This window comes from Nocardia vinacea NBRC 16497 (assembly GCF_000308835.1).
GTDB classification, from domain to species: Bacteria; Actinomycetota; Actinomycetes; order Mycobacteriales; family Mycobacteriaceae; genus Nocardia; species Nocardia vinacea.
In genome coordinates this window covers 44513-57299 of sequence record NZ_BAGN01000219.1, presented here as the reverse complement: position 1 = coordinate 57299, position 12787 = coordinate 44513, and the positions used below count along the sequence as shown (strand labels likewise).

General features: G+C 65.4%; 12 protein-coding genes. 7 read left to right on the top strand and 5 right to left on the bottom strand.

Annotation, left to right across the window (positions count from 1 at the left end; genetic code table 11):
* Positions 1–270 precede the first annotated feature (270 nt).
* Complete coding sequence (locus tag ON44_RS30685) at positions 271–1008, top strand: ABC transporter permease (protein WP_373283222.1); 738 nt, start codon at positions 271–273, stop codon at positions 1006–1008.
* Between the two features lie 77 nt (positions 1009–1085).
* The gene (locus ON44_RS30680) at positions 1086–2177 is read left to right on the top strand and encodes an ABC transporter substrate-binding protein (RefSeq protein WP_040696421.1); all 1092 of its coding nucleotides are present in this window, start codon (positions 1086–1088) and stop codon (positions 2175–2177) included.
* A 2-nt stretch (positions 2178–2179) separates the two neighbouring features.
* Here the strand turns inward: ON44_RS30680 and ON44_RS30675 are convergent, their stop codons facing one another.
* Together ON44_RS30675 and ON44_RS30670 are read right to left on the bottom strand one after the other, a co-directional pair.
* Positions 2180–3217, bottom strand: a complete 1038-nt coding sequence (locus tag ON44_RS30675; protein ID WP_063721654.1) for an XdhC family protein — start codon at positions 3215–3217, stop codon at positions 2180–2182.
* A 14-nt stretch (positions 3218–3231) separates the two neighbouring features.
* Positions 3232–3819 (bottom strand): nucleotidyltransferase family protein, encoded by a 588-nt coding sequence (locus tag ON44_RS30670; RefSeq protein ID WP_040696419.1) that lies wholly within the window; start codon positions 3817–3819, stop codon positions 3232–3234.
* A gap of 140 nt (positions 3820–3959) precedes the next feature.
* Here ON44_RS30670 and uraD point away from each other — a divergent pair, with 140 nt between their 5' ends.
* Genes uraD through ON44_RS30650 form a run of 4 tightly spaced genes read left to right on the top strand, consistent with a single transcriptional unit; the run spans position 3960 to position 7062 of the window.
* Positions 3960–4466, top strand: coding sequence for a 2-oxo-4-hydroxy-4-carboxy-5-ureidoimidazoline decarboxylase (gene uraD / locus ON44_RS30665; RefSeq protein ID WP_040696512.1), 507 nt, complete (start codon positions 3960–3962; stop codon positions 4464–4466).
* On the top strand, positions 4463–4783 hold the full coding sequence (uraH, locus tag ON44_RS30660) for a hydroxyisourate hydrolase (protein WP_040696417.1): 321 nt from the start codon (positions 4463–4465) through the stop codon (positions 4781–4783). The genes uraD and uraH overlap by 4 nt, the downstream gene beginning before the upstream one ends.
* A gap of 7 nt (positions 4784–4790) precedes the next feature.
* A complete protein-coding gene (gene pucL / locus ON44_RS30655; protein WP_040696415.1) occupies positions 4791–5696 on the top strand; it encodes a factor-independent urate hydroxylase in 906 nt (301 codons plus the stop codon).
* Between the two features lie 4 nt (positions 5697–5700).
* The gene (locus ON44_RS30650) at positions 5701–7062 is read left to right on the top strand and encodes an 8-oxoguanine deaminase (RefSeq protein ID WP_040696412.1); all 1362 of its coding nucleotides are present in this window, start codon (positions 5701–5703) and stop codon (positions 7060–7062) included.
* An 89-nt stretch (positions 7063–7151) separates the two neighbouring features.
* Here ON44_RS30650 and ON44_RS30645 read toward each other — a convergent pair whose 3' ends face one another.
* Positions 7152–7493 carry a hypothetical protein gene (locus tag ON44_RS30645; protein WP_040696410.1) on the bottom strand — a complete coding sequence of 114 codons (342 nt, stop codon included), beginning with the start codon at positions 7491–7493 and terminating at the stop codon, positions 7152–7154.
* Between the two features lie 235 nt (positions 7494–7728).
* Between ON44_RS30645 and ON44_RS30640 the strand changes: the two genes are divergently transcribed.
* Positions 7729–10617: a tetratricopeptide repeat protein gene (locus ON44_RS30640; protein ID WP_040696408.1), complete on the top strand. Its 2889-nt coding sequence runs from the start codon at positions 7729–7731 to the stop codon at positions 10615–10617.
* Positions 10618–10623: 6 nt separating this feature from the next.
* On the opposite strand, the gene ON44_RS30635 is transcribed toward ON44_RS30640, so the two are convergent.
* Together ON44_RS30635 and ON44_RS30630 are read right to left on the bottom strand one after the other, a co-directional pair.
* Positions 10624–11856, bottom strand: a complete 1233-nt coding sequence (locus ON44_RS30635; protein ID WP_040696406.1) for a M20 family metallopeptidase — start codon at positions 11854–11856, stop codon at positions 10624–10626.
* Positions 11849–12589, bottom strand: a complete 741-nt coding sequence (locus ON44_RS30630) for a 2OG-Fe dioxygenase family protein (protein WP_040696404.1) — start codon at positions 12587–12589, stop codon at positions 11849–11851. The genes ON44_RS30635 and ON44_RS30630 overlap by 8 nt, the downstream gene beginning before the upstream one ends.
* Positions 12590–12787: the final 198 nt, after the last annotated feature.

Genomic DNA, 12787 nt, shown 5'->3' with positions numbered 1-12787 from the left:
GGCGCGTGGCGCAAGTTGGCGCGCGTCGAGCCGTGGGTTGCGCGGCGGGCAGAACAGTACGGGTCGGGCGAGACCGCGCGCGCCGCCGCGGTGCCCGTTCGGAGGAGTGCGATGACTGACGAACTTGTGCCGATGGACCACATGAATGCCGCCGCACCGCCGCCTGTCGCGGAGAGCACGCGGCCCCAACGCGGTGCCGCCGCCGGGACCCTCGACGTGCTCACCCGCATCGGCCGCTTCCTGTTCCCCCTGATCACCGCACTCTTGCTGATGCTGGTGATCTGGTACGTCTTCCTCAAAGCCTTCCCCCAGGTCGGCCCCCGAGTAGGCAAAACACCCAGCGATATCTGGAAGTACCTGTTCAACTCCTCCGGCGCGCACACCGCACGTCAGGCGATCCTCGACGACCTGCAGATCACCCTGCGCGACGCCGCGATCGGCTTCGGAGTCGGCATGCTGGCCGCACTCGTCGTCGCGGCGCTGTTCGTCTCGTTCTCGGTGGTCGAGCAGACGTTCATGCCGGTGGCAATGCTGTTGCGGTCGGTGCCCCTGGTGGCGCTGACCCCGATCATCGTGCTGGTATTCGGGCGCGGACTGGCCGGTGTGACGGTGCTCGCGGCGATCGTCGTGTTCTTCCCGGCGCTCGTGATGATCATGGCGGGATTGCGCAATGCACCGCGGCAGGCGATGGATCTGGTGGCCGCGTACGGCGGCTCCCGCTGGACCGGATTGCGCATGGTCGCCGTGCCCGCCGCCCTGCCCTCGGTCTTCGCGGCCGCGCGAATTTCGGTGCCCGGCGCGCTGATCGGCGCATTGCTCGGTGAATGGTTGGGTAGTGGAACAGGGCTGGGCGCCAGTCTGATTCGCGCCATCCCAACCTTCCAATACAGCAAGCTGTGGGCCTCGATCGTGATCGTGACCATCGTCTCGGTGCTGCTCTACGCGATCGTGGGCGTCATCGAAAATCTGGTGCTGGCCCGCTTCGGCCCCGAGGCGGGTCGCCGTTGACCGGTCAGTTTTTCGTAAATCAATGCTCGGAACGCCAAAGTAAAGAAATCGAAACGGAATCCCCTTAGATTCGGCCCATGAACCCCGTACAACGCTCTTCGTTCGGGCCGAACCTGAACCGGCGATCCCTGCTTCGTTACTCCGCGCTGGCCGGCGCCGCATTGGGCGGTGCGAGCCTGCTGGCCGCATGTGGCGATGATTCGAAAGACTCGTCGGGCGGGTCGGTGGCGGACGGATCCAAGTACGGTTCCGTCGCGATCCAGCTGTCCTGGCTCAAGAACATCGAATTCGCGGGCGAATACTTCGCCGATTCCAAGGGCTACTACAAGGAGGCCGGATTCGGTTCGGTGAATCTGATCGCCGGTGGCGCGGCCAGCACCTCGGTCGAGGCGGGCTTGGACACCGGTAAGGTCTGGCTCGGCACCTCGGCCCCGCAGACCACCGCGCCCGCGATCCTGGAGGGCCTACCCGCCAAGATCGTCGCGACCACCTATCAGAAGAACCCGTTCTGCATCGTCAGCTCCGCCGCCAAGCCCATCAAGACGCCGCAGGATATGAAGGGCCGCAAGATCGGCGTCCAGGACACCAATCAGCTGATCTTCAACGCGCTGCTGAACGCCAATGGCATGAAGCCGAGCGATGTGACCATCGTGCCCGCACAATACGATCCGACGCCGCTGGCCAACGGTGAGGTCGACGGCTGGGTCAGCTATGTGACCAATGAGCCGATCACGTTGACCGCCAAGGGATTCCAGAATACGAACTTCCTCTTCGCCGATTACAACCTGCCGCTGGTGGCCGAGACCCTGACGGTCAAGCAGTCCACCATCGATAAGGAACGCGACAAGCTGAAGGCCTTCCTGATCGCCGAGATCAAGGGCTGGAAGGATGCGGTCGCGAATCCGGCCGAATCGGCGCGACTCGCGGTCGAGGTATACGGCAAGGATCAGAAACTCGATCTGAACGAACAGACCCAGGAGGCGACCGCGCAGAACGGCCTCGTCGTCTCCGCGGATTCGACCGCCAATGGTTTGCTGACCATGACCGATCAGTTGATCGAGCAGAATATCGCCGCGCTGCGCAATGCCAAGATCGATATCAAGGCCGACCAGCTGTTCGACCTCTCGGTGCTGCGCGAGGTGTACGCGGAGAATCCGGGCCTGAAGTAGAGCTAGAGTGCCACCGGGGCGTTGGCCGGTAATTCCCTGAATTGCGGGTCGGCGTCCCGGTTCTCGGTAATCCGCCGCTCGGTTCCGGACCGGGCGACAAGCAGTTCGGCGGCGATCGAAACGGCGACCTCGGCGGCGGTGCGTGCCCCGATATCGAGACCGGCGGGGGAGTGCAGGCGGGCCAGCGTCGCGTTGTCGAAGCCGCCCGCTTGTAGGTCTTCGATGCGTCTCAGGTGCGCGGACCAGGAACCGTTTGCGGCGAGGTAACCCAGTTCGGGTAGTCGCAGTGCCACGGTGAGCAGCGGGATTTCGAACGTCGGATCGTGCCCGAGGACGACAATCGCCGTGCTGCTATCGATCTCGCCCGCCGCCGAGAGCGTATTCAGGTACCGGTGCGGCCAGTCGACGACCACCTCGGCGCCCGGGAAGGCGTCGGGCGTTGCGAAGGTGTCGCGGGAATCGCAGATCGTGACGCGGTAGCCGAGCAGTTTGGCCTGGACGGACAGTGCCGCGGCGAAGGCATTGGCGCCGAAGATGATCAGCCGCGGCGGTGGTGGGAACGAGGAGACGAATACATCGGATTCGGGCAGCGCGACCAGTTCCGTCGCATGCCGCTGCGGGGTGATCAGATGCTGTCCGATCAGATCCGGATCCGGATTCCACACCACGGTGAAGAGGGTAACCCGGCGGTGCGCGGCGATTTCCGCGGCGATGGAGGGGAATTCTGGAAAGTCCCGGCGTGAGAACGGCTCGACGAAAACATCGACCATGCCGCCGGAGTCCAATCCGGGCTCGCCCGGCGGGACGCCGAAGCGGTGCAGTCCGCGTCGACCGCTGCGCGCGGCATCGGCGGCCGCCTCGATCACGGTCGTCTCGACGCTCCCGCCCAGGAGCGAACCGTAGACCGCGCCATTGGCGTCTATCAGGATCGATGTTCCGACCGGCAGCGGTCCGGAACCAACAGTTCGCACGACGGTGGCCAGTCCACCTGTCCGGCCCGAATGCCACACCCGCAATAGGTCGTCGACGATGTCCCGCATCTGTTCAGCTCCGCTCACGCGTGCGGCGTGGCCGGGAAGTCACGATCATCGCCTGTCGCCAAATCGTCGCACGTGACGCACACCATATCGTTATTACCGGCTAAATAGGTGCGCCCGCCGGAATCTCTAACGGCTGTTTGATACACCGAGGTCCAGTGCTTATGAGACATGACAACGGGATGGCCGGGTGTGTTGTGGAACACAGCTCTTGCCAGGCCGGCGGGTGCCGTGAAGGCCGCGGCGACCACCCGGGCGACCACATCGGCCCCGACATCGGGGGTATCCACCGGCATGATCGCGACGTACTCGGCGGGGGTGTGCGCGACGGCTCGCAAACCCGCCCGCAGCGAGGCCCCGAGTCCGGTCGCCCAGTCCGCCGCCCACACATGATCGACACCCTCGGGTAAGTCGACGGCGTCCGGCGCTGGTCCGGTCGCGCCGAGCACCACGATCACCGGATCACAGCCGCCGTCGCGCAGTGCCGCCACCGCCGACCGCAGCCAGGCGCCGCCCTCGGCCAATGCCTTGGGCATCCCGTAGCGGGTGCCGGCGCCGGCGGCCAAGACGATGCCCGCGCAGACCGGTTCGGGTGATGCAGCCATGAAAAGAAGGTAGACCGGCCGCGTAGCCAATGGGTTACGGAAAAGTGCTTTGACGTCGACAGCCGGATGCGGGCGACACGCCGGAAGTGATCTATCTCGTTCGACTGGCGGCCGGGTCGGTGGTATTCGATGCTGGTCCGATGACATCCGACGGGTTGGGCCTCACGGAATTCGACGCGTTGCCCGAAGCGGAGGCGAATGCGGCCTTGCTCATGTGTTGCTCTGCGCCGGAATGGGCTCGTGCGCTGGTCGCCGGGCGGCCGTACGCGAATATCGATGCCGTATTCGATACGGCCGATGCGGTGCTGGCCGAATTGTCCGAGGCGCAGATCGATCGCGCACTCGACGGACACCCGCGCATCGGCGCCCGGCCCGATACCGCGGCATCGGCGCGCGAGCAGGCGGGGGTGGCCGAGGCCGAGGATGCGGTGCGGGCGGGGCTGGCCGAGGGCAATCTGGCCTATGAGGAGAAGTTCGGCCATATCTATCTGGTGTGCGCGACCGGTAAGTCCGGGGACGAGCTGCTGGAATTGCTCACCGCCCGGCTCGGAAATGATCCGGAGACCGAAAGGTGGGTTATGCGAACGGAATTGGCGAAGATCAATCGGATTCGGTTGGCGCGGCTATTGGTCGGTGATACCGAATGAGCAGCACGATCGGTACACATGTGCTCGATGCCGTCGCGGGTGCGCCCGCGGCCGGTATCGCGGTGGTGCTCTATCGGGACACCGAGGTGCTCGGTTCCGGAACCACCGATGACGACGGCCGGATCGCCTCGCTCGCTGCGGCATTGCCACCCGGCACATATCGGATGGTATTCGGTACCGGCGCTTACTTCGCCGAGCGCGGGGTCGAATCGTTCTATCCGGAGGTTGCCATCACGTTCGTCGTCATCGAGGAGCGGCACTATCACGTCCCATTGCTGTTGTCGCCCTTCGCCTTTTCCACCTACCGAGGGAGCTGAGTCATTCATGGAGCTGACCGGGCCGATCGTGCTGTCCGACAACCGGTACGGAAAGGCGGAGAACCGCATCGTCCGGATCTATCGGGACCAGCCGCGTCACGAAATCCGCGATGTGAACGTATCCACCGTGCTGCGTGGCGATTTCGCCGATGCCTATGTCGCCGGTGACCAGTCGAAGGTGCTGCCCACCGATACCCAGAAGCAGACCGCCTACGCGTATGCGAAAAAGCCTGGGCTGCAACCGATCGAAGACTATGCGTGCACGCTGGCCGCGCATTTCGTAGACGAGATCGCGCCCGTCGACAGCGCGCGCATCGAGGTCGAGGAGTATGCGTGGCAGCGGGTCACCGTCGACGGCAGCGAGCACGATCACACCTGGGTGCGGCAAGGCTCCGAGGTGCGGACCGCGACGGTCACGGTGTCGGGCAAGGGCGACCGGCAGCAGGCCTGGGTCATCGGCGGGGTGAAGGATCTGGTGATCCTCAAGTCGACCGGCTCGGAATTTACCGACTTCCTCACCGACGATTTCACCGTGCTCGCGCCGACGCACGACCGGATGCTCGCGACCTCACTCGTCGCGCAGTGGCGTTTCGCCGCCACGACCGGCGTGGACTGGGATGCGGTGTACGCGGGCGTCCGGCAGCGGATGGTCGAGGTCTTCGCGACGCTGCATTCGAAGGCTATGCAGCAGACGCTCTTCGAAATGGGCAAGGCCGCGCTCGAGGCCTTTCCGGTGCTCGCCGAAATCCGACTGACCGCGCCGAACAAGCATCATTTCGACTTCGACCTCGGTCGATTCGGCATCGAGAACCATGGCGAGGTCTTTCACGCCGATGACCGGCCCTACGGACTCATCCATGCCACTGTGCAGCGGGAAGATGCCCCGGAAGCCGGGCCCGCATGGCTACCGTAGCTACATGACGACAACGACGGTCATAGCCGGGTGCGCCGTGGCGACTGTCGATCCGAACGGCACCGAATACCGTCGCGGGTATGTGACGGTGCAGGGCAACCGGATCACCGCGGTCGGTGCGGGCGATGCGCCCGATCTCGGCGCGGATGTGCACCGCATCGATGGCCGTGGGTGCCTGCTCACGCCCGGTCTGGTGAACACCCATCACCATCTCTACCAGTGGGTCACCCGAGGTCTGGCCGCGGATAACACGCTGTTCGAATGGCTCACCACGCTCTACCCGATCTGGGCGGGCATCGATGACGAGTCGGTTCGCGTCGCCGCGACCGGTGCGCTCTGCGCGCTGGCCCGCACCGGCTGCACCACGTCCACCGACCATCACTACGTATTCCCGCGCGCGGGTGGTGACCTGCTCGGCGCGGAGATCGCCGCGGCCGCCGAGGTGGGGTTGCGATTCCATCCGACGCGCGGCTCGATGGATCTCGGGCAGAGTTCGGGTGGGCTGCCGCCCGACGAGGTGGTGGAGACCCTCGACGCCATTCTCGTCGCGAGCGCGGATGCCGTTGCGCGCTGGCATGATCCGTCATTCGATTCGATGCTGCGGATCGCACTGGCGCCATGTTCGCCGTTCTCGGTGACGACCGAGTTGCTGCGCGAATCCGCCGTGCTGGCACGCGATCTCGGCGTACGCCTGCATACCCATCTAGCCGAGACGATCGATGAAGCGGAGTTCTGTGCGGACAAATTCGGCTGTACACCCGCCCAGTACATGGAGCGGCTCGGCTGGCTCGGCCCGGATGTCTGGTACGCGCACGGCATCCACCTGGACGACGCTGCCATCGGCACGATGGCGAAAACCGGTACCGGAGTGGCGCATTGCCCGACCTCGAATGCTCGGATCGGGGCGGGTACGGCGCGCACGGCCGATCTGGTCTCCGCCGGTGTGCCGGTGGGGCTCGGCGTGGACGGCGCCGCCAGCAATGAATCCAGTTCGATGATCGAGGAGCCGCGCAATGCGCTGCTCTACGCAAGAGCCAGGGGTGGGCCGCGCGCAATCAGTACTCGAAAAGCCTTGGAGTTGGCCACCATCGGCGGCGCGCGCGTGCTGGGGCGGGAAGCCGAAATCGGGTCGATCGAACCCGGCAAACTCGCCGATCTCGCCTTGTGGCGGCTCGATACGCCCGCACACGCGGGCATCGATGACCCGGTGACGGCATTGATTCTCGGCTCGGCCCCGCCGCTGGCGGCGTTGATCGTCAACGGGCGCACGGTTGTTCGTGATGGCGAGGTGCGCACTGTCGACGAGGAGAAGGTCGGCGGCGAGGTCGCGCGGGCACAGGCGGCGCTGGTAGCGAAAGCGGGCTGAGTCTCGGTCCGCGGCCGCCGTCCTCCCCTCGGTGACGGCGGCCGCGGCATCTGCGGGTCCGGCGCAGAACCCGCAGCGCCAGTTGGTCTTCAGGCAAGGGCTGTGGCGTGTTCGATTTCGTGCTCCGGATCCGATTCCAGCCGCGCCCGCAGTGCGAGCAGGCACATGATCTCGTGCAGCGTGAGACCCAGTTCGGCCGCGTGCAATTCGGCGATCTCGTGGTCGAACCGACCGGACGGATCCAACTGATCCAGCAGAATCATTTCCGCCACAACCATTCCCGCCAGTGCCTGCGCCCGCGTCAGCCGACGATCGGTCGGTAGATACGACAGCAGCCATTTGCCGCGGCCGGCCTCGGGCAGATCGATCCGGAAGGCTGCCTCGTGCGCCACATCGCTGGTGATGAGCCATTCTGTGGTCGTAATCGGCATCGCGCGAACCCCTTTCATCCGCTGCGACTTGTCACGTTGTTCAGTACTACGGTGCCAGTTCGCCTCGGCGTGGCGCGATCACAGCGGCAAAAGTGATTTCTTCACTCAGGACGACGCACTTGACCAGCGGAAATGCGGCTGATACCAAGGAATTAATCACAGTCGGCGTTTCGATTCTCCGGTGCGCGCAGCACCGTCGGCCCGAACGCATCGCATGCGGGGGGAGGGTGGGGCGATGGATCGAGCAGGTCGCCAGGCCCGCCGACGTTCCGGAGGCAATGTCAGTGCCGAGGATCGACGACGCCTACGCGAGCGCCTGGCCGATCTCGGATTGACCGATCAGCAATTGCTGGAACCCCTTGCCGCCGAACTGCGTCAGCGCGGGTACCGACCGCGCGCCGCCTGGCGCTACGCCAACGAAATGACCCAGGGTGTGGTCGCCGAGCGCTACAACGAGCTCACCGACAGCGCCACCGCGGCCATGAGGGCCAGCCGGATCTCCGAATACGAGGCGTGGCCGTTCAGCCGCGACGGCGTGGTTCTCGATGACGAACCAGAGCGTCCTTCCGGTGTGCGGCCGACGGTCCGCGTCCTCAAGAACCTTGCCATCATCTACGGCACCACCTGGGACCAACTCGTCGATGTCGCCGACCTGGCGCATATGCCGGAACACGAACGGCTGGAGTACCACGAGGCGGTGGCCCGGCGTGCCATCGGCCGAATGCCGGTGCCCGCCGGCGGTGACCTGCCCGCCGAGGTCCCGCACTTCACCGGCCGCGACGGGCCGAAGGCCCAATTGCGTGACCGCGTAACCGAACACCTGCGCAGCGGTGCGGTCGCGGTGCATGTGATCGTCGGGCTGACCGGCATCGGCAAGACCGCTTTGGCACGCTACGCCGTCGCGGCCTTCGGCAGGCACTACCCGGACGGCACGATCTGGGTCGACCTGCACGGCTACACCCTCGGCCGCGACCCGCGCGAACCCATCGATGTACTCGAGCAGTTGCTGCTGCAGGTCGGGGTCGCCCGCGAAACCATCGAAATGGACCTGGCCGGGCGGGCGAACCGCTGGCGCACCACCATGAGCGATCGACGCATGCTCATCGTCTTCGACAATGTCCTGGACACCGCGCAGGTGAAAGACCTACTGCCACAAGCCCCCGGCTGTTTCGTCCTGATCACCAGCCGCAGCAAACTCACCGGTCTGGCCGGTGCCCGACCGCTGCGGCTCGAGGTCATGGAGTGGGAGGAGGCCGAGGAACTGCTCGTCAAACTCGGCAATCTCCGCACCGGCTACGACAAGCGCGCGGTGCGCCTGATCCTGGAGACGGCGGGCCGACTTCCGTTGGCCATCAGGCTGATCGGCGGCCAGATCGCCCATCACGGCGAGGAGATGCTCGCCGACAGCGCGGCCGATATCGCCAGTTTGACGGCGCGGATCAAGGAGGCGTCGGTGGATCGCCGCGCGCCCGACTCGGCCGCCGAACACCTCTTCGATCAGTTCGCCGCGGAAGACGAATCGCTGCGTGCCGCCTTCGAGATGTCCTATGAACGCCTGCAAGATCCGAAACATCAACGGGCGGTTCGCCTTCTGGGTTGGTTTCCGGGCCCCGAGATCACCGCGGAGGCCATGGCGACGATGGCCTCGGTACCGCTCGGTGACGGAATGATGATGGTGCGCAGGCTATTCGAGGCCGGGTTCCTCGACCCGTCTTCCGGCGGTCCAGGTGGCCACCGCTACCGAATGCACGACCTCACCCGATGGTGCGCCCGCATGCACGCCGAACGCGAGGAATCACCCGCCGAACACGCCGCCGTCATCGATCGCCTCGTCGGCGAGAGCCTCGCCGTCGCGCGCCAGGCGAGCACCCACCAGATCTTCGATCCCGCAGGCAGCGAACACCTCTGGAACCCCTCCGATGACGCGACCCAAGCGCGCGAATGGCTGACCCGCGAACGCGAAATGCTGCAGGGCTGCGTACAGGCGGCCGAACCGACAAGAGACGCAGCCGAATTGGCCCGCCGCCTGGCCTCCCACCTCTCCGGAACCGGCCACTGGTCCCTGGCACACCGCCTCTTCGGCCGCGCCCTCGACATAGCGGGCCGAGTCCATGACCGCCGCGCCGAATCCTGGGCTTTGGTCGGCCGCGGCCGCGTCGACCGCCTCATGGGTCACCACGAGGCGGCGGGGGCGGCGTTCGAGCAGGCCAGGGCCATCGCACTCGAGCTGGCGGATCAGAATACCGAGGCCGCCATCCTGTGTGAGCTCGGCCAAACCGCACGGAGCACCGGCGATCACGCGGAGGCACGGGACTACTTCGGTCAGGCCTTGAAAATGGCCAGGTCTATCGCCAATCAGCCGACCGAATGCGACGCTCTACAAGGGCTTGCACATGTGGCCTGGGTTGCTTCGGACTATCGGACCGGCCGCAGCTACTCGGAGGAGGCCCTCGCCATCGCGGGCGAAATCGGCGACCCGATCCGGGTGGCCACCGCGCAATGGGGTCTGGCCGAGGTCATCCGGCGACTGGGCGAACAGGCCGAGGCCAGGCATCTTTACGGCGAGGCCTTGCGCATCGCACAGAACATGAACCACCGGAGGTTGGCCGGCGACGCGCTACGTGGGCTCGGTCATATCGAAAGGCTGGTCGGGGAGCAGGAAACAGCCCGCGGGTACTTCGATGACGCATTGGCGATCGCCCGACGCATCCACGACAGGTACGGCGAAGGGTGGACATTGTGGGGCCTCGGCAATATCGCGCGCAAGACCGGTGACTACGAGAAGGCTCGCAGCATGTTCCAGCAGGCATACGACATCGCGGTCGAGATCGACGATCGGTTCAGCCAGGTGGATACGCTGCGTGGCCTCGGGCATATCGAGCGGCATTTCGGCGAATACCGGGGCGCACAAAGGTATTACGAGGGCTCCCAGCGGATCGCCGAACGGATCGGTGATCCGCTGGGGCGCGCCGATGCACTGCGTGGCCTGGCCACGGTCGCGGTCAAGACCGGCCGGGCCGAGCGTGCCGAACAACTGCTCTCCCAGGCGCTCGAACTCTATGCGAGCACCGGTGTGCGGCACGGTGAACAGATCACCTCCGAAATCCGGATGCGCAGCGATTGACCTGCGTTATGCGCAGCGCCGAATCGCGAGCGCGGCGAGCGTGCGGGCGCAGGCGGTCATTTCGCTGATCAGCACGTGATGTTCGGTGTCCGGCGTGGTTCCACGCGGTCCGAACAGACAGCATTCGATGCCCGCTCGGCTGAGATGGGTGGTGTCGTTGCCGCAGTACGAATACGGCAGCGCGAGCCCGGTCTCCTCGACGTCGAAATCCGAGACCAGGGGGAGTAGTTCGGCGATGTCGCGAACGACAGCGCAGTCGGGGGACATGTCCATCGGCGGCATATCCGTCCCGCTGACCCGGAACTGCGGGTCGACCGGATGTTCCAGGTCGATCGTGGCCGCCGGAAACCGCGGGCGGAGGCGGTCGAGTGCGGCGTCGATGGCCGCGTGGACGTCCTCGGGCTCATAGGGCGGTGGGTAGCGTAGGTCGATAAGGGCAGTCGCTTTGTCGGCGCAGTAGGAGATGCCCGAAAGATCATGTCCCTCACCACGTCCCGCCAGCAGGCTCGCGACCTGCATGCGAGGCAATGGTGGAAAGTCCGGATTGTGCAGTCCGATGTCGGCCGCGTCGAGCAGGTCGAGTACCTGCCGCAGCACCGCAATAGCGTCGACACCTTCGTCCGGCCTGCTTGTATGGGCACTGCGGCCGCGAACTACCAGGGCGAATTTGTGGACGCCCGCCGTCCGGGTGATGACGCGACGGACCGAATAGGGTTCGGGCACAACGGCAGCTGCTGCTGTGAGCCCGGAGCGCAGCGCATGCTTCGTGCCGACCCCGCCCTGAAGTTCGCCCACCACGAACTCCAGCAGCAAACCCTGCCGGAGCGGGATTCCGCTGCGGTGCACGGCGATTGCCGCGCCGATCATGGCGGCGAGGCCGCTTTTCATATTGTGTAGGCCGGCCCCGAACAGTTGGTCGTCGATTCGTCGCGCGGTGAACGGATCCTCCGGGTGGTCGCGGCCCAGCGGATCCATATCCAGGTGTCCGTTCAGCATGAGCGCGGGTGTTCCATGCAACGGGCCGAGCAGACCGATCATCTGGAATCGACCGGGCTGCACCTGCTGTCCGAAGGTATGAATACCGTTGTCGGCGAGGGTTTTCTGGACCTGGAGCGCCAACGGCGTCTCCTGTCCGGTGAAGGAGGGGATGGCGGTGAGTTCGGTGGCGATGACCACGAGCTCGTCCTCCGGGAGCAGTCGGTCCAGGTCGCCGATCATCTTTTCGATCGAGTCAGTCACACCTTCTGAATCCGAGCAGCAGCACATTTCGATACGCCTTCACGAAAGGGATCCTGCGCCGGATCTCGTCGGTGAAGTGCTGGACACGCTCATCGTCGAAGACATAGGAGTCGAGCGGCCGCATCAGTTCGAATGACGCCAGCTCGACCTCCGGTTCGGCGCCGTCGTAAATGGACGAGATGCCGGTGCCCTTCGCCAGGTTTCGGCGCTCGATCAAATGTGCCGATCCGGCGATCAGCCCGTCGCGGTGCTTACCCTCCGGCGCTGGTTCACCCGGTGCGGTGATGGCCATGTAGTGGGCGTCGACGAGCACCTCGGGGGTGCGTCGCGCCGACAGGACACCGGCCGCCACCAGCGAGCGGGCAACGACGGCCGCGATCTTCCTGGTGGGCTCGGTCGCCGGATGCCGCGGCTCGATCTGTTTGAACCTGCGCTCGATACCACCGACCAGTGGATTGACGGCGACCGATTGCATATACGGCGGCGGTTCGTCGATGGGGGTGAAATGCATATCGGCTACCGAAAGCCCGTAGCAGCCGTAGGCCCGTTGTCGATAGGTCTTGCCGGACGGTAGCCATTTATCCAGCTCGGTCGAATCATGGAACGTGCACTTCAGCACCGACCGTTCCTCGGCGGACAGCCCGAAATCTGCGGCGGCGAGGCGCCAGAAGGCAGCCCCGTTCGGGGTGCGGGATGGGAAGGACTCGAGATCGGCGTTGACCTCGGGCACCATGTGCTGGTTAATGGCCGGAACCTTCCGACTGAGGGTGTAGTCAGCAATGCGAAAGATGACACGACCACGGCGACCGAAGCGCTGAGCCGCGCGGCTCGAAGATAGTGCCAAATCCCGACATATCAAGCATTGCGGTGATCAATCACACCCGTGTCGAGTGGCCTCGGGGCGGACGTCGTCGACGGGGCGTGCGCTGAT